The sequence below is a fragment of the Nocardioides panacihumi genome (genome assembly GCF_039530925.1).
Classification (GTDB): Bacteria; Actinomycetota; Actinomycetes; order Propionibacteriales; family Nocardioidaceae; genus Nocardioides; species Nocardioides panacihumi.
Window position 1 is genome coordinate 233064 of the sequence record NZ_BAAAPB010000008.1, and the last position, 16087, is coordinate 249150.

Below are 16087 nucleotides of genomic sequence, written 5' to 3' on the forward strand. Positions count from 1 at the left end.
GACCCTAGGGGGTCCGGGTGCGGCGCGGCTAGGAGCGCATCGGCTGGCACGCCGGGCAGAAGTACGCCGGCCGGGGCCGCGCCTCGCCGCCCAGCTCCATCCGCTGGATCGGAGTGCCACAGCGCAGGCAGGCGGCGCGACCGCGCCCGTAGACGGCGTTCGTGGGCGGTCGGCGTGCCATCGCCTGCTCGAGCTTGAGATGCCCGACCCGCACGGTCCGCAGGAGATCAGGCACGTCGCGGACGGGTGTGGTCGGATGAAGCCCCATCGTGAAACAGATCTCGGCGGCCCACATCGTGCCGATGCCGGCGAGGCTGGTCTGGTCGCGCAGCGCGTCGAACACCGGCTCGTCGGGATGGGCCCGCAACCGGCGGACGGCCTCGTCCTCGTCCCAGTCGCTGCCGAGCAGGTCGGGGCCGAGGTGCCCGACCGCCTCCGCCTCGTGCGAGCGTGCGAGCACCTCGACGACGCCGAGCAGGAACCCGACCGCCTGGGCCGTGTCCGTCTCGAGGACGACGCGGACGGTGTGCGCGGGCTTGGGCCAGCGTTGTCCGGGGCCGAGGATGGCCCACGAGCCGTCCATCTTGAGGTGGGTGTGCAGCGTCCAGTCGTCGCCGATGCGGGTCAGCAGGTGCTTGCCGCGCGCGACCGTGCCCGCGACGGTCTGCCCGGCGAGGTCCACCGTGGCGAAGCGAGGCACCCGCACGTCCGTGCGGGTCAGGACCTCGCCGGTCAGCGCACGGTCGAGCCGGCGTGCCGTCCGGAGGACGGCGTCACCTTCGGGCATCGCTGATCCGCAGACCTCTGGGTGTCGCCACGAAGCCGGCGGACTGGAGCGCGTGTCGCAGCGGCGTGTCGCCGGAGCCGAGCAGGCGGTCGCCGTCGGCTCGCTCCACGGTCAACCGCCCGAGGGCACCCCGACGGACGGCGTCGGCCAGCGCCTCTGCGGCGGGGTCCAGCCGGTCGGGCTCCTCCGACCAGGTGAGGAGGGTCCGTCCACCGCGCTCGACGTAGAGCACGAGGTCACCGTCGACGAGGACGACGATCGCGCCCGCCTTGCGTCCAGGACGGTGTCCTTCGCCGGCCGGCCACGGCAGGGCAGCGCCGAACGGGTTCGCGGGGTCGGTGGCTGCCAGTGCCACGGCGATCGGCTTGACGCCGTCGTCGGTGCTCCTGCTGTAGGTCCGCAGCCGGTCGACGGCGCCCGCCGTCCCGAACTGAGCAGCGCCGAGGCCCTCCACGAAGTAGCCGCGCCGGGCCCGACCTGAGTCCTCGAAGGCGCTCAGCACCTTGTAGACGCCGGCGAAGCCGCCGGGAACCCGCTCGTTGACCACGGCACCACGCGTCACGACGCCGTGCCGCTCGAGGAGTCGCTCGGCGGTGGCGTGCGCGCGCCGCGTCGCGTCCGAGTCGATCTCCGGGAGGAGGGCCCATCGGCCGGCTGTCTCGGGCGGTCCCGACCGTGCCGGCATCCGCCCCCGGCCGCCCGAGAGCCGGGCGCGTGGCGGCTGCCGTCGGGTCCGGTGGGCAGGCGTGCCGGCCCCGGTCAGGGCGCGGACCGGGGCGAGGGTGTCGTTGCTGATGCGTCCCGCCCAGACGAGATGCCACAGCACGGCGCTGAGCCCGGGGTCGTCCTGGGCGCCGACGGCGTCGGAGAGCTGGCGGAAGAACCAGGCGCCACCAGGCGACAGCGCCTGCAGGACCGCTTCGGCGAGCTCGGCGTCGCGGTGGTCGAGCCCTTCGAGCTCCTGCGGCTCGGGCAGCGTCAGCTCGGCGCTGTCGGCGGCGTGCAGCGAGATCCACCCGTCGGCGCCCGGCAGCGGCCCGTGTCCGGACCAGAGCACCTCGCCGGTCGTCGTCAGCTCGTCGAGGTAGGCCGGCTCGTAGTCGACCACGCGTGCTGCGAGCACCAGCGGCTCGAGTGCACTCGCCGGCACCGGGCAGCCGGCGAGCTGGTCGACGACGGCGAGCACGCCGTCGATGCCGCGCAATCCCTTCGCCGTGGCCGAGACACGCTGCCAGGCCGGCAGGAAGCGACCGAGCGTCGCCGGCTCGACCGGTTCGATCTCGTGACGCAGACGCGCCAGCGAACGTCGACGGAGGGTCCGCAGGACGTCGGCGTCGCACCACTCCTGACCGCCGACGACGCCTGCCGGCCGGAACTCGCCGTCGAGCACGCGGCCACGAGCCGCGAGGCGCTGGAGAGTGTGGCGCACCACCGCGACGCCGAGGCCGAGCCTGTCGGCCACCTCGTCAGCCGTGAAAGGTCCGTGTGTGCGGGCGTAGCGAGAGACGAGGTCGCCCAACGGATCCTCGACGGGCTCGGTGAAGACGGCGGGGACGCCGGGCGGCACAGCGACGCCGAGGCCGTCCCGCAGCCGGCCGACGTCCTCGACGACGGCCCAACGGTCGTCGCCGGCCACGCGGACGGGGACGACACGACGGGCGGCGACGAGGCCATCGAGCATGGTGACGGTCGCAGCGGCGTCAGGGACGGTGCGCGCCTGCACCTCGGCGCTGCTCAGCGGGCCGACGAGGCGGAGCAGGTCCACGACGCCCTCGGCGTCCCGTGCGCGCCGGTCCGGGGCGAGCCGCTGCAGCTCCGCCTCGAGCTCGGCGAGGACCTCGGGGTCGAGAAGCTCGCGCAGCTCCGCCCGGCCGAGGAGCTCGGCGAGCAGCCCCTGGTCGAGGGACAGCGCCGCCGCGCGGCGCTCGGCGATGGGGGAGTCGCCCTCGTACATGAACTGGGCGACGTAGCCGAACAGCAGGCTCCGTGCGTACGGCGACGGGGTCGTCGTGGCCACGTCGACCACCTGCACCTCACGGCGCTCGACCCGACGCAGCAGCGTCACGAGCGAGGACAGGTCGTAGACGTCCCGCAGACACTCGCGGACGGCCTCGAGGACGATCGGGAACGACGGATACTGAGCGGCGACCTGCAGCAGTGCCGCCGACCGCTGACGCTGCTGCCAGAGGGGGCTGCGCCTGCCGGGGTCGCGCCGTGGGAGCAGGAGGGCGCGGGCCGCGCACTCGCGGAAGCGGCTGGCGAAGAGCGCCGACCCGCCGACCTCGGTGGTGACGATGTCCTCGATCTCGCCCGGGTCGAAGACGACGATGTCCGGCCCGGGCGGCTCGGCCTCGGTGTCGGGGATCCGGATGACGATGCCGTCATCGGAGGCGACCGCCTGTCCGTCGACACCGAACCGCTCGCGGAGCCGCGCGTTGATCGCGAGTGCCCACGGTGCGTGCACCGGCGTGCCGTAAGGGGAGTGGAGGACCAGTCGCCAGTCGCCGAGCTCATCGCGGAAGCGCTCGACCAGCAGGGTCGTGTCGCTGGGCAGCACGCGGGTGGCCTCCGCCTGCTCGGTGAGGTAGGCGACCAGGTTGCCGGCAGCCCACTCATCGAGTCCGCCCTCCTGCGCGCGCGCCTCCGCCTTCGCCGGCGGAAGCGCCGCGAGCTCGCGGGTGAACGCACCGATCGCCTCGCCGAGCTCGGCGGGTCTGCCGAGGCTGTCGCCCTTCCAGAACGGCAGGCGTCCTGGCACTCCCGGCGCGGGCGTCACGAGCACACGGTCGTGGGTGATGTCCTCGATCCGCCAGCTGGTCGCCCCGAGGGCGAACACGTCACCGACGCGCGACTCGTAGACCATCTCCTCGTCCAGCTCGCCCACCCGCCGGCCCGGCCCCTCGCCCACAGCCAGGTAGACGCCGAACAAACCCCGGTCGGGAATCGTGCCGCCGCTCGTCACCGCCAGCCGCTGCGCGCCGGGCCGGCCCGTCAGCGTCCCGGTGACCCGGTCCCACACGATCCGTGGCCGGAGCTCGGCGAACTCGTCGCTCGGATAGCGCCCCGCCAGCAGGTCGAGGGTGGCGTCGAACGCGCTCCGCGGCAAGGCGGAGTACGACGCGGCGCGTCTGACCAGCTCGAAGAGGTCGTCGACCGGCCACTGGTCCATCGCCGTCGCCGCGACGACCTGCTGGGCCAGCACGTCGAGCGGGTTGGCGGGCACGCTGAGCGACTCGATCGCTCCCGAGCGCATCCGCTCGACGGCCACTGCCGTCTGCGCGAGGTCGCCGCGGTGCTTGGGGAAGAGGATCCCCCGGGAGACCTCGCCGACCTGGTGGCCCGCGCGACCGACCCGCTGCAGGGCGCTGGCCACGCTGGGCGGCGACTCGATCTGCACCACGAGGTCGACCGCGCCCATGTCGATGCCCAGCTCGAGGCTGCTCGTCGCCACGACCGCCGGCAGTCGGCCGGCCTTGAGGTCGTCCTCGATCAGCGCCCGCTGCTCCTTCGACACCGAGCCGTGGTGCGCCTTCGCGATGATCGTCTCGGCGCCGTGGCTCTGCCCGGACTGCGCCATCAGCTGCGCTGGCGGCGCCCCGTCCGCGTCGACCCCGGAGGCGATCTCGTTGAGACGAGCGGTCAGGCGCTCGGCGAGCCGCCGGGAGTTGGCGAAGACGATGGTCGAGCGGTGCTGTGCGATGAGCCCGGCGACGCGCTCCTCCACGTGCGGCCAGAGCGAGTTGCTCCGCTGCGGGTCGCCCGACTCCTCGTCGTACTCCTCCGGGGCCGTCATGTCCTCGACCGGCACCACGACCTTGAGGTCCCACCGCTTGTCCGCGGGTGGCGCGACGATCTCGACCGGGGCCGTGCCGCCGAGGAAGCGTGCGACCTCCTCGAGCGGGCGCACCGTCGCCGACAGGCCCACCCGCTGCGCCGGCTTCTCGAGCAGGGCGTCGAGCCGCTCGAGGGTCAGCGCGAGGTGGGCGCCGCGCTTGGTGCCGGCGACGGCGTGCACCTCGTCGAGGATCACCGTCTCGACACCGCGCAGCGACTCGCGCGCCTGGCTGGTGAGCATGAGGAAGAGCGACTCCGGAGTGGTGATGAGGATGTCCGGGGGCGCCGTGACGAGCCGGCGACGCTCGTTGGCGGGGGTGTCGCCGGACCGCACGCCGACGCGCACGTCATGGGTCTTCGTGCCGAGGCGCTCGGCCGTCTGCCGGATCCCGACGAGCGGCGTTCGCAGGTTGCGCTCGACGTCGACGGCGAGAGCCTTGAGCGGGCTGACGTAGAGCACCCGGGTGCGCTTCGCCTTCTCGGGGACGGCGTCGGTCAGCAGCCGGTCGACCGCCCAGAGGAACGCGCTCAACGTCTTGCCGGAGCCGGTGGGCGCCACGACCAGCGCGTGCCGTCCCTTGCTGATCGCCTCCCAGGCACCCTGCTGCGCGGGAGTCGGCTCCGCGAAGGCGGCCGAGAACCACGCGCGGGTCGGCTCGCTGAATCGCTCGAGGGGCATGCGACCATCCTTGCGCACGGCACCGACACCCGAACCGCTCAGGCGGGGCGCTCGGCGGCCGTTATGGGTCCTGTCCCCGACAGAAAGCAGACATGTCCCACAGCAGCACGGCCGGTCGCCTTCGCCCGGCCCCTCCCGTCGCCGTCGTCTTCCCGCTCGCGGTGGCGCTCGCCATGACGCTCGCCATGACGCTCGCCATGACGATGGCCGCGCCCGCCTTCGCGAGCGCTCCGCGCGCCCACCCCCACCACGCTCGCCACGACCGGATCCCGCCGAAGCGGGTGTGGCTGCGCGACGTGTCGACGGCGCTGTCGGACGTCCCGACGTATCTCGACGCGCGCGCCCGCGCGGCTGGCAGGCTGGCCGTGGTGCTCGGCATCGACAACGTCGCCCTCGCCTCCCACTACGACTGGCCACGGGGTGTCCCGCCGACGCTGCGGGTCGCCCGGCACGCCCGCCGGCTCGGCATGGCGGTGTTCTTCGTGACCGGGCGCTTCCAGCGTGAGCAGCATCGTCTGAGCCGCCTGCTGCACAGGGCAGGGTTCGACTTCGACGGGGTCTGTGGACGCGCGCCCGGCGAGCGGGTCCCGGTGGCCAAGCAGCAGTGTCGACGCGCCATCGCGGCCAGGGGCTACACGATCACCGCCAACATCTCGAGCAACAGGCAGGCGTTCCACGGCGGCTACTACGAGCGCGCCGTGCTGCTGCCGGACTACGGCGGCAGGCTCGGTTAGGGCGGCTCGCGGCATCGCCCTCTGTCGGTGCTCTCGGGCATGGTGAGCACGTGGACCTCTCCCTCGACCTGAGCGAGCGCGGTGACCGTGCCGGGGCGCTCTACCGCGCGCTGCGCGACGCGTTGCGGGAGGCCAGGCTCGTGCCCGGCGATCGGCTTCCCTCGAGCCGCACGCTCGCGGGAGATCTCGGCATCTCCCGGACCACGGTCGCGACGGTCTACGAACGACTGGTCGCGGAGGGCTTCCTCGAAGCACGGGTCGGGGCGGGCACCTTCGTCAGCGAGGTCGCAGCCACGCCGCCGCGCTGCGCCGCGGGCTCGCTGCGGCCGCGTCCGGGCTGGCGCTGGCCGCCCGTCGCCGTCAGCGGGGACAGTCCCGTGCCGGCGTACGACTTCAGGGTCGGCATCCCCGACGCCTCCCTCTTCCCGTTCGAGACGTGGCGTCGGATCCTGGCGGCGGAGTCACGGCTCCGCGGGCACAGCCCGGGGGCGTACGGCGGCCCGGCCGGCCTCCCGCGGCTGCGCGAGGCGATCGCCCACTCGGTGGCCTACGGGCGGGGCGTGCGGGCCGACCCGGACGAGGTCGTCGTCACCAGCGGCACCCAGCAGGCGCTCGACGTCGTGGCGCGGGTGCTCCTGCAGCCCGGTGACACCGTGGCCGTGGAGGATCCGGGCTATGCCGCGGCGCGTGACCTCTTCGCGTCCCACGGTGCCACGGTCGTGCCGGTGCGGGTCGACGCCGAGGGCCTCGTCGTCGACGAGCTGCCGGCCCGGACGCGACTGGTCTACACCACACCGAGCCACCAGTTCCCGCTCGGCGTGGCGCTGAGCCTGGCCCGGCGCCGAGAGCTGCTCACCTTCGCCGCGCGCCACGACGCGGCGGTGGTGGAGGACGACTACGACAGCGAGTTCCGCTTCAGCGAGCGGCCGCTGGAGCCCCTTCACGCGCTCGACCGCAGTGGCAGGGTCGTCTACGTCGGGACCTTCTCCAAGTCGCTGCTGCCGAGCCTGCGGGCGGGATACCTGGTCGCGCCACCGAGCCTCGTCGACGCGTTGTCGGGCGCGAAGCAGCTGACCGACGGGTTCGGGCCGGTCCAGCCGCAGGCCGCGCTGGCGCGCTTCCTCGAGGAAGGCCTGCTCGGACGCCATGTGCGCCGAGCCGCGAAGGTGTACGGCGAACGCCGAGCCCTGGTGCTGGCCGCCCTCGACGGTCTGCCCGTGGAGGTGGTCCCGTCGGCGGCCGGCCTGCACCTCGCGGCGTACGCCGCCGTGCCGCCCGACCTCGCCGAGCGCGTCCGCTCGGAGGGGATCGCCGTCGAGACCATCGCCCAGCACCGTGTCGGCGCCGGCCGTGACGGCCTCGTGCTCGGCTACGGCGCCGCCGTCACGGACACGATCCGGCCGGGACTGGCTCGGCTGGCACTGGCGGCGGGGTGGACCGCCTCCTGACGAGGGTCCACACCAGACCTCCGGCGGCGAACAGGGCCGGACCGATGACGTGTGTGCCGGTCATCGCCAGCAGCACGAGGGCTGAGGCCAGGGACGCGACGGCGCACCACCAGGCCGGCGTACGCCGGGGGAGGAGGCGGAGCGCGGCCGCGGCCCCGACGACGTACACGAAGGAGAAGGTGCCCGTCGCCAGGAGCAGTGTCGCGTCGGTGGGAAGGTCCAGCAGCGCCAGCGTCGCGACCGATCCCAGAGCGATCGTGGCGATCACCGCGAGTGAGCGGCGCGGCACCTCGCCCGGCCCTCCACCGGCTGCCAGGACGCGAGGCAGGCCGCCGTCGCGGGCGAGTGCGGCACCGAGCCGTGAGCCGCCCGCGAAGTACGCGTTGACGGCCCCGACGGTCAGCAGGACGGCGACGACCGTGGTCACCGGCCGCGCTGCATCGCCGAAGCCGAGCACGAGGAGGTCGGACAGGGGCGCGGGGCCGGTCGCCGGCCCGAGGACCGCCACGGTCACGAAGGCGATCCCCAGGTAGAGCACGCCGACCACGACCAGCGCGATCGCCGTCGAGCGGCGGATGTCGCGCGCGGGGTCGCGATACTCCGCCGACAGCGAGGTGAGGATCTCCCAGCCCGCGAACGCCCATACCAGCACCGCCGCTGCGCGGCCGACCGACGCCCAGCCGTGGGGCGCGAACGGAGTCAGGTGGGCCAGGTCCGCGTGCGGGAGTGAGACCAGCACGGAGACGGCGAGCAGGAGCGCGATCGCCGCGGCGATGCCGAGCTGGATCCGGCCGGAGATCCGGATCCCGAACCAGTTGAGCACGGTGACGAGCGCGATGATGCCGGCGGTCGCGGCGAGGGTCGTCGGTCGTCCGCCGCCTACTGCGTCGGCGACGTACGCACCGGCGAACGCGGCCGCGACCGGGGCGCCGACGCCGATCGTGAGGTAGCACGCCCAGCCGACCATGACGGCGACGTGCTCACCGAAGGCGAGCCGTGCGTATGTCGACACACCGCCGCCGTCGGGGTGGCGGGCGCCGAGCGCGGCGAAGGTCGTCGCGAGGGGGACCGACATCACGATGAGCGCTATCCAGGCGACGAGCGAAGCTGGTCCGGCCTCGGCGGCGGCGAGGGCGGGGAGCGAGATGACCCCGGTGCCGAGCACGGCGCCGAGGGTGAGGGCCGCGCCCTGGGTGACGGAGAGTCCGGAGCGAGTCACACACGGAGCGTAAAGCGACATAGTGGCCCGCCACCCGGCCAATTTCGCCACGATCGACTGGGCCAATCGCCCCCGGCGTTCGAGGCTGTCGGTGGGGCGTCCTAGGGTCAGGAGTGTGTCCGAACCCATGACCTCGGCTCCCGTGGTGCCGGCATCCTCCGACCCGCCGTCGATGATCTCGGCGCGCGGGCTGCGCAAGTCCTTCGGGCAACGCGGGAAGAAGGGGCAGGGGACCGAGTTCGAGGCGGTCCGGGGCATCGACGTCGACGTACAGCGTGGAGTGGCCTTCGGCTTCCTCGGCCCCAACGGCGCCGGCAAGTCGAGCACCATGCGGATGATCTGCTGCGTGTCGCCGGTGAGCGGCGGCGACCTGCGCATCTTCGGGCTCGACCCGGCGACCCACGGCCCTGAGATCCGGGCACGGATCGGTGTCTGCCCGCAGGAGGACACCCTCGACACCGAGCTCAACGTCTGGGAGAACCTCTACGTCTACGGTCGCTACTTCGGGCTCCCGCGCGACGTGGTCAAGGGTCGGATCGACGAGCTGCTCGACTTCGTGCAGCTGACAGACAAGGCGCGTGCCAAGGTCGACGACCTCTCCGGGGGCATGAAGCGGCGTCTGACGATCGCGCGGAGTCTGATCAACAAGCCCGAGATCCTCATCCTCGACGAGCCCACGACAGGGCTCGACCCGCAGGCGCGCCACGTCATCTGGGACCGCCTGTTCCGGCTCAAGCAGCAGGGCGTGACCCTCGTGCTGACCACTCACTACATGGATGAGGCGGAGCAGCTCGCGGACCGTCTGGTCGTGATGGACAAGGGCGTGATCGTCGCGGAGGGCTCGCCTCGCGAGCTGATCGAGCGCTACTCCACCCGCGAGGTGGCCGAGATCAGGTTCGGCGTCGGGCAGAACGAGGCCGCCGCGCCGCAGGTGTCGGACCTCGCCGACCGGGTCGAGGTGCTGCCCGACCGGCTGCTGCTCTACACCGAGGACGGCGAGCGCGCGCTGCAGGAGGTGCTCGGCCGTGGACTTCGGCCCGAGACGACGCTCGTTCGGCGCGCCACGCTCGAGGACGTCTTCCTGCGGCTGACCGGCCGCACCCTGGCGGACTGATGGCGACGCCCACGGTGCCGATCGCCGGCGCGCTCCGGCTGGCCGACTACTGGACGATCGTCTACAAGCGGACGTGGAAGGGCGGCGTCATCACGTCGTTCGTGACGCCGTTCTTCTACGTCGTCGCGATGGGGGTCCTGCTCGGTGGCTACGTCACGGCTGACCCGGACAGGCTCGGCGGCGCGCCGTCGTACCTCGCCTTCATCGCCCCCGGCATGGTCGCCGCGCAGGCCATGACGATCGCTTTCAGCGAGACCACCTATCCGGTCATGGGCATGGTCAAGTGGCAGCGGATCTACTACTCGATGATCGCGTCGCCGCTCAGCGTCGGCGAGATCGTGCTGGCTCAGCTCGGCTTCATCGTGCTCAGGGTGGCCTTCTCCTGCGGTGTCTTCCTCGCCGTGCTCGCGCCGTTCGGCGTGTTCGGCTCGGTGTGGGGGACCGTTCTCGCGCTGCCGGTGCAGATGCTCATCGGGCTGGCGTTCGCGACGCCTGTCTTCGCGTTCGCCGCTGGCCTGGAGGACGAGTCGGCGTTCGCCCTGGTCTTCCGTCTCGGGATGATCCCGCTGACGCTCTTCTCGGGCACCTTCTTCCCGATCGACAACCTCGGGCCGGTCCTGGAGGTCGTCGCGAGGATCACGCCGCTCTGGCACGGCGTCGACCTGACCCGGATGCTCGTCCTCGGAGACGTGCACTGGGGCCGAGCAGCCGTCCACGTGGCCTACCTCGCCGTGCTCGCTGTCGTCGGCTGGCGGCTGACGGTGCGCCGACTGAGCAGACGGCTGGTGAAGTGATGGCGCTCGTCAACGTGGCTCTCAACACCGCGGTCAGCCGGCCTGTGCGCGCCGGCGAGGCGGTCTCGCTCCTGCTCTACCGCAACTTCCTGGCGTACCGGCGTGCCTGGACGGTGTTCGCGACCGGGTTCCTCGAGCCGGTGTTCTACCTGTTCTCGATCGGGATCGGCGTCGGCAAGCTCGTCCACGGCTTCGAGTTCAACGGCGAGCCGATCGACTATCGCGAGTTCGTGGCGCCGGGCATGCTCGCGGCGTCGGCGATGAACGGCGCTCTCCTGGACGCGACCTTCAACTTCTTCTTCAAGCTGAAGTACAACAAGCTCTTCGACCAGATGCTCGCGACGCCGTTGACGACCCTCGACGTCGCCCGCGGCGAGTTGTCGTGGTCGCTGCTGCGTGGGGGCTGCTACTCCGCCGCCTTCGTGCTCGTCATGCTGGCGATGGGCCTGATCGGCTCCTGGTGGGCGGTGCTGGTGGTCCCGGCCACGCTGCTCATCGGCCTCGCGTTCGGTGCGGTCGGGATGGCCCTGACGACCTTCATGCGGTCCTGGCAGGACTTCGAGTACGTGACGCTGGGCATGCTGCCGATGTTCCTGTTCTCGGCCACCTTCTTCCCGGTCACCGCCTATCCGGACTGGCTGCGATGGGTCGTGGAGTGCACTCCGCTGTATCGCGGTGTCGTGCTCTGCCGAGAGCTCACCACGGGCGCCGTGTCGTGGGGCTCGCTGGTGTCCGTCGCCTATCTGGTAGCGCTCGGGGTCGCTGGGCTGCTCGTCGTTCGCCGTCGGCTCGACAGGTTGTTGCTGACATGAGGCACACCGAGTTCTGGGCCCGGATGGAGCGGGCCCTGGGGGCGGGCTACTACGAGGCGTGGGCCGACCAGTTCGTCATGAGCGCCCTCGGTGGCCGGACCGCTCGGCAGGCGCTGGACGCCGGCTACAGCCCTCTGCAGGTCTGGCGTGCGGTGCACGACACCCTCGGGCTCCCGCCGAGTGAGCGCTGAGTCGCGACACGCCGGACAAATCAGTGGATCGAACATCTGTTCGGGCTAGATTGTATCCACAGGTGGCGCGCTGGTCGACGTGATCCACAGGTGCTCGAGGCGCCTTTCCGGGTTTGTCGGTGGGCTCGTCTAGCGTCCTCCTCGATGACGAAGACACGAGGAAAAGCGACCACGAAGACGCACGAAGGAAGGACGACCGCCATGGCTGGTGGAGACCGCGAGAAGGCGCTGGACGCCGCGCTCGCCAACATCGAGAAGCAGTTCGGCAAGGGCTCGGTGATGCGCCTGGGCGACGACTCGCGCGCCCCGCTGGAGGTGATCCCCACCGGTGCGATCGCGCTGGACGTGGCCCTGGGCATCGGCGGCCTGCCGCGCGGCCGGGTGGTGGAGATCTACGGTCCGGAGTCCTCCGGCAAGACCACTGTCGCCCTGCACGCGGTCGCCAGCGCCCAGCGTGGTGGCGGCGTCGTGGCCTTCATCGACGCCGAGCACGCACTCGACCCGGACTACGCCAAGGCGCTCGGTGTCGACACGGACGCGCTCCTGGTCAGCCAGCCCGACTCCGGCGAGCAGGCGCTCGAGATCGCGGACATGCTGATCCGCTCGGGCGCGCTCGACCTGATCGTCATCGACTCGGTCGCGGCGCTCGTGCCGCGGGCCGAGATCGAGGGCGAGATGGGCGACAGCCACGTCGGTCTGCAGGCGCGGCTCATGAGCCAGGCGCTGCGGAAGATGACGGGTGCCCTCAACGGCGCCGGCACGACGGCGATCTTCATCAACCAGCTGCGCGAGAAGATCGGCGTCATGTTCGGCTCGCCCGAGACGACGACCGGTGGCCGCGCCCTCAAGTTCTACTCCTCGGTCCGCCTCGACGTGCGTCGCATCGAGACGCTGAAGGACGGGACCGACATGGTCGGCAACCGGACCCGCGTCAAGGTCGTGAAGAACAAGGTCGCCCCGCCGTTCAAGCAGGCCGAGTTCGACATCATGTACGGCAAGGGGATCAGCCGCGAGGGCGGCCTGATCGACGTCGGCGTCGAGGCCGGTCTCATCCGCAAGGCCGGGGCCTGGTTCACCTACGAGGGTGATCAGCTCGGCCAGGGCAAGGAGAACGCCCGCAACTTCCTGAAGGACAACCCCGACCTCGCCAACGAGATCGAGAAGAAGATCCTCGAGAAGCTCGGCGTCGGCCCGACGGTCGACAGCCCGGAGAGCGCCGACCTTCCGGCCGACCCGATCGGTGTCGATGACTTCTGAGTCCGCATCGAGTGCTGATGTCCCCGACTGGGTCGGGGACGTCAGCCTCGGGGTCGACGCCTGGACACGGCGCGGCGCCGAGACGCAGCCACCGCCGGTGGATGAGGTCGTCGAGGGTCCGGCCGCGGATCCCGAGTCGGTGGCACGGAAGATCCTGCTCGACCAGCTCACCGGTCAGGCGCGCAGCCGTCACGAGCTCGCCACCCGCCTGGCGAAGCGCAATGTCCCCGAAGAGATCGCCGCCCGCCTGCTCGACAGGTTCGAGGAGGTCGGGCTGGTGGACGACCAGGCCTTCGCCCGGCTCTGGACGACAAGCCGCCAGTCGTCCAAGGGGCTCGCTCGGCGAGCGTTGGCACAGGAGCTGCGCCGCAAGGGTGTCGCCGACGATGTCGTGCGCGAGGCTCTCGACGAGCTCGACCCCGCGGACGAGGAGGCTGCCGCCCGGGCACTCGTGCAGCGCAAGCTCCGCACCATGAGTCGCCTGGACGACACCACGAAGGCCAGGCGGCTGGTCGGCATGCTCGCGCGCAAGGGCTACCCGTCAGGATTGGCGCTGGCCGTCGTGCGTGACGAGGTCGCCGGCATGCCAGAATCCGACGCGTGAGCGAACCCGAGCGGGAAGTCCTGACCTACGAGCTCTTCGGCATCGCCGTCCGAGAGGTCGCCCAACAGGTCGTGGACTCCGGCTACGAGCCGGACATGGTGCTCTCCATCGCCCGGGGAGGTCTCGGCCTCGGCATGGGGCTGGGCTATGCGCTGGACGTCAAGAACCTCTCCGCCGTCAACGTCGAGTTCTACACCGGCGTCGGCCAGACTCTCGACGTGCCGATGATGTTGCCGCCCACACCCGCAGCGGTCGACCTGACCGGCCTCAAGGTGTTGATCGCCGACGACGTCGCCGACTCGGGCAAGACCTTGGAGGTCGTCCACGAGTTCTGTGCCGACCACGTCGCTGAGGCGAGGACGGCGGTCATCTACGAGAAGCCGTGGACCGTCATCAACGCCGAGTACGTCTGGCGCCGTACCGAGAAGTGGATCGACTTCCCGTGGTCCTCGATGCCACCGTTGGTCAACCGTCACGGAGGGATAGCGCACTGATGAGCCTTCTCGATGAGCTACGCATCCCGCGAGGTCCGGTCGACCTGTCGGCGTACTCGCCTGGCGGCACGCCCGGGCTCGACATGGGGAAGAAGCGCGGCAAGCGTCGCCTCGACGCGCTCGGCCCGGCGCTCGTGAAGCTCCAGACCAAGCTCTTCGCCCAGCGCGCACAGCCCGACGGCCGGCGGGTGCTGCTCGTCCTGCAGGGGATGGACACGTCCGGCAAGGGCGGCGTGCTCAAGCACACCGTCGGCCTGGTCGACCCGGTCGGCGTACGGATCACCTCCTTCAAGGCTCCGACTGACGAGGAGCGCGCCCATGACTTCCTGTGGCGCATCGAGAAGGCGGTCCCTGCGCGTGGATACCTCGGTGTGTTCGACCGCTCCCACTACGAGGACGTGCTGATCGCGCGGGTGCACTCCTTCGCGCCACCCGAGGAGATCGAGCGCCGATACGGTGCGATCAACGACTTCGAGCAGCGGCTCGTGGACGAGGGCACCGTCATCGTGAAGTGCATGCTGCACATCTCGCCCGCCGAGCAGATGAAGCGGCTGCTCGCCCGGCTGGACGACCCCGCCAAGCACTGGAAGTACAACCCGGGGGATGTCGACGAGCGCCAGCAGTGGGCCGCCTACACCGAGGCCTACGAGGTCGCGCTCGAGCGCACCAACACCGAGGCGGCTCCGTGGTACGTCGTGCCGAGCGACAAGAAGTGGTATCGCAACCTCGCGATCGCCAAGCTCCTCCACGAGACGTTGAAGTCCCTCGACCTCGGCTGGCCGGCGGCGGACTTCGACGTCGCGGCCGAACGGAAGCGGCTCGCGGCTGACACGATCGGGGAGCGTGAGGGGTGACGCTCGCGCAGGTCCGCGTCACCCGTTATGTCACACCCCTGCGCGAGGGGGGCAGCCTCCCGGGCATCGTCGAGGGCGACGACCTCGGCACGTACGTCTGCAAGTTCCGCGGTGCGGGCCAGGGGCTGCGCGTCCTGGTCGCGGAAGTCATCGTGGCCGGCCTCGCCAGGGCCCTCGACGTGCCGACGCCTGTCCAGGTGGAGCTCGACCTCGACCCCCAGATCGCCCGTTACGAGGCCGACGAGGAGGTCCAGGACCTGCTCAACGCCAGTTGCGGCTCCAACCTCGGCATCGACTTCCTGCCCGGCGCGTTCGGGTACGACGCGGCGTACGAGCCCGATCCGGACCTGGCCGGCCGCATCCTGTGGATCGACGCGCTCACCGCCAACGTCGATCGCAGCTGGCGCAACCCCAACCTGCTGGTCTGGGGCGGGACGGTGCGGGCCATCGACCACGGCGCCTCGCTCTACTTCCACCACTCGTGGCCGGGTGCGCCCGGGAATCCGGAGCGGTTCGCGGCACAGCCGTACGACGTCTCCGAGCACGTGCTGCGCGGGTTCGTGGCGCAGGCCCGTGACCAGGACAAGGCGCTGGCGGCGCGGCTCACCGACGACGCGTTGGCCGGCATCCTCGGCGACGTGCCGGACCAGTGGCTCGAGCCCGTCCCCGGTGCCGACGATGCCCCAGCCGTGCGTGATCGCTACATCGAGTTCCTACGGGCACGCCTCGACCTGGGACGGGAGTGGCTGCCCTCATGAGTGAGACACGGTCGCCGTACCAGTACACCGTGCTCCGCTGCGTTCCACGCGTGGAGCGCGAGGAGTTCGTGAACGTGGGCGTGGTGCTCTTCTGCCCCGAGCGGGACTTCCTGGCATGCGCGTGGCGGCTCGACGAAGAGCGGCTGCGCGCGCTCGCACCCGGCCTCGACATCGCGGCCGTCCGTGCGGCGCTCGAGGCGGTCGAGATGGTCTGCGCCGGCGAGGCGCACGGTGCCTACGGCGAGGCGACGCGTGCCACGGCGTACGGCGTCCGTTCGGTCGGCGACACCCCGAGCACGCGCTTCGGGTTCCTCAAGGCGCCTCGGAGCACCGTCCTCCAGCCAGGCCCTGTGCACGGCGGCGTGACCACCGACCCGCAGGCGGAGCTCGACCGCCTGCTCAGTCGCCTCGTCACCTGACGAGTCGGCGCGTCCTCGCGTTCCAGAAGCGCCGAGTCGGCGCATCCTCGCGTGCCAGAAGCGCCGAGTCGGCGCATCCTCGCGTGCCA

General features: G+C 71.5%; 15 protein-coding genes. 12 read left to right on the forward strand and 3 right to left on the reverse strand.

From position 1 onward, the window contains the following. Positions 1-28 precede the first annotated feature (28 nt). A complete protein-coding gene (locus tag ABD205_RS22045) occupies positions 29-787 on the reverse strand; it encodes a DNA-formamidopyrimidine glycosylase family protein (RefSeq protein ID WP_344048693.1) in 759 nt (252 codons plus the stop codon). Further along, the gene (locus ABD205_RS22050) at positions 774-5300 is read right to left on the reverse strand and encodes an ATP-dependent helicase (protein ID WP_344048695.1); all 4527 of its coding nucleotides are present in this window, start codon (positions 5298-5300) and stop codon (positions 774-776) included. The genes ABD205_RS22045 and ABD205_RS22050 overlap by 14 nt, the downstream gene beginning before the upstream one ends. Before the next feature lie 92 nt (positions 5301-5392). On the opposite strand from ABD205_RS22050, the gene ABD205_RS22055 reads away from it, so the two are divergent. Both ABD205_RS22055 and pdxR read left to right on the forward strand, forming a co-directional pair. Beyond that, entirely contained in the window at positions 5393-6034 is a 642-nt protein-coding gene (locus tag ABD205_RS22055; RefSeq protein ID WP_344048697.1) for an HAD family acid phosphatase, read from the forward strand. A gap of 50 nt (positions 6035-6084) precedes the next feature. Continuing rightward, on the forward strand, positions 6085-7482 hold the full coding sequence (gene pdxR, locus ABD205_RS22060; RefSeq protein WP_344048699.1) for a MocR-like pyridoxine biosynthesis transcription factor PdxR: 1398 nt from the start codon (positions 6085-6087) through the stop codon (positions 7480-7482). Here the strand turns inward: pdxR and ABD205_RS22065 are convergent. Then, positions 7418-8701, reverse strand: a complete 1284-nt coding sequence (locus tag ABD205_RS22065) for an APC family permease (protein ID WP_344048701.1) — start codon at positions 8699-8701, stop codon at positions 7418-7420. The two genes, pdxR and ABD205_RS22065, sit on opposite strands and share 65 nt — an antisense overlap. 127 nt (positions 8702-8828) lie before the next feature. Between ABD205_RS22065 and ABD205_RS22070 the strand changes: the two genes are divergently transcribed. The 10 genes from ABD205_RS22070 (at position 8829) to ABD205_RS22115 (ending at position 15998) form a co-directional block, all read left to right on the forward strand. Further along, positions 8829-9815 carry an ABC transporter ATP-binding protein gene (locus ABD205_RS22070; RefSeq protein WP_344048703.1) on the forward strand — a complete coding sequence of 329 codons (987 nt, stop codon included), beginning with the start codon at positions 8829-8831 and terminating at the stop codon, positions 9813-9815. Further along, the gene (locus ABD205_RS22075; protein ID WP_344048705.1) at positions 9815-10609 is read left to right on the forward strand and encodes an ABC transporter permease; all 795 of its coding nucleotides are present in this window, start codon (positions 9815-9817) and stop codon (positions 10607-10609) included. The genes ABD205_RS22070 and ABD205_RS22075 overlap by 1 nt, the downstream gene beginning before the upstream one ends. Continuing rightward, positions 10609-11421: an ABC transporter permease gene (locus tag ABD205_RS22080; protein WP_344048707.1), complete on the forward strand. Its 813-nt coding sequence runs from the start codon at positions 10609-10611 to the stop codon at positions 11419-11421. Before ABD205_RS22075 ends, ABD205_RS22080 begins: the two co-directional genes overlap by 1 nt. Then, on the forward strand, positions 11418-11612 hold the full coding sequence (locus tag ABD205_RS22085; RefSeq protein ID WP_344048709.1) for a DUF3046 domain-containing protein: 195 nt from the start codon (positions 11418-11420) through the stop codon (positions 11610-11612). Before ABD205_RS22080 ends, ABD205_RS22085 begins: the two co-directional genes overlap by 4 nt. A gap of 201 nt (positions 11613-11813) precedes the next feature. Continuing rightward, entirely contained in the window at positions 11814-12869 is a 1056-nt protein-coding gene (gene recA, locus ABD205_RS22090; protein ID WP_344048711.1) for a recombinase RecA, read from the forward strand. Beyond that, positions 12859-13473 carry a regulatory protein RecX gene (locus ABD205_RS22095; RefSeq protein WP_344048713.1) on the forward strand — a complete coding sequence of 205 codons (615 nt, stop codon included), beginning with the start codon at positions 12859-12861 and terminating at the stop codon, positions 13471-13473. Before recA ends, ABD205_RS22095 begins: the two co-directional genes overlap by 11 nt. Further along, positions 13470-13967: a phosphoribosyltransferase gene (locus ABD205_RS22100; RefSeq protein WP_344048715.1), complete on the forward strand. Its 498-nt coding sequence runs from the start codon at positions 13470-13472 to the stop codon at positions 13965-13967. The genes ABD205_RS22095 and ABD205_RS22100 overlap by 4 nt, the downstream gene beginning before the upstream one ends. After that, entirely contained in the window at positions 13967-14821 is an 855-nt protein-coding gene (locus tag ABD205_RS22105) for a PPK2 family polyphosphate kinase (protein ID WP_344048717.1), read from the forward strand. Before ABD205_RS22100 ends, ABD205_RS22105 begins: the two co-directional genes overlap by 1 nt. Beyond that, on the forward strand, positions 14818-15579 hold the full coding sequence (locus ABD205_RS22110) for a HipA family kinase (protein WP_344048719.1): 762 nt from the start codon (positions 14818-14820) through the stop codon (positions 15577-15579). The genes ABD205_RS22105 and ABD205_RS22110 overlap by 4 nt, the downstream gene beginning before the upstream one ends. Then, positions 15576-15998, forward strand: a complete 423-nt coding sequence (locus tag ABD205_RS22115; RefSeq protein ID WP_344048721.1) for a DUF3037 domain-containing protein — start codon at positions 15576-15578, stop codon at positions 15996-15998. The genes ABD205_RS22110 and ABD205_RS22115 overlap by 4 nt, the downstream gene beginning before the upstream one ends. Positions 15999-16087: the final 89 nt, after the last annotated feature.

Bases quoted from the DNA above. Each gene is read 5' to 3' on its own strand.
- ABD205_RS22045 (WP_344048693.1), bottom strand. From the start codon at position 787: ATGCCCGAAGGTGACGCCGTCCTCCGGACGGCACGCCGGCTCGACCGT.
- ABD205_RS22050 (WP_344048695.1), bottom strand. From the start codon at position 5,300: ATGCCCCTCGAGCGATTCAGCGAGCCGACCCGCGCGTGGTTCTCGGCC.
- ABD205_RS22055 (WP_344048697.1), top strand. From the start codon at position 5,393: ATGTCCCACAGCAGCACGGCCGGTCGCCTTCGCCCGGCCCCTCCCGTC.
- ABD205_RS22070 (WP_344048703.1), top strand. From the start codon at position 8,829: ATGACCTCGGCTCCCGTGGTGCCGGCATCCTCCGACCCGCCGTCGATG.
- ABD205_RS22075 (WP_344048705.1), top strand. From the start codon at position 9,815: ATGGCGACGCCCACGGTGCCGATCGCCGGCGCGCTCCGGCTGGCCGAC.
- ABD205_RS22080 (WP_344048707.1), top strand. From the start codon at position 10,609: ATGGCGCTCGTCAACGTGGCTCTCAACACCGCGGTCAGCCGGCCTGTG.
- ABD205_RS22085 (WP_344048709.1), top strand. From the start codon at position 11,418: ATGAGGCACACCGAGTTCTGGGCCCGGATGGAGCGGGCCCTGGGGGCG.
- recA (WP_344048711.1), top strand. From the start codon at position 11,814: ATGGCTGGTGGAGACCGCGAGAAGGCGCTGGACGCCGCGCTCGCCAAC.
- ABD205_RS22095 (WP_344048713.1), top strand. From the start codon at position 12,859: ATGACTTCTGAGTCCGCATCGAGTGCTGATGTCCCCGACTGGGTCGGG.
- ABD205_RS22105 (WP_344048717.1), top strand. From the start codon at position 13,967: ATGAGCCTTCTCGATGAGCTACGCATCCCGCGAGGTCCGGTCGACCTG.
- ABD205_RS22115 (WP_344048721.1), top strand. From the start codon at position 15,576: ATGAGTGAGACACGGTCGCCGTACCAGTACACCGTGCTCCGCTGCGTT.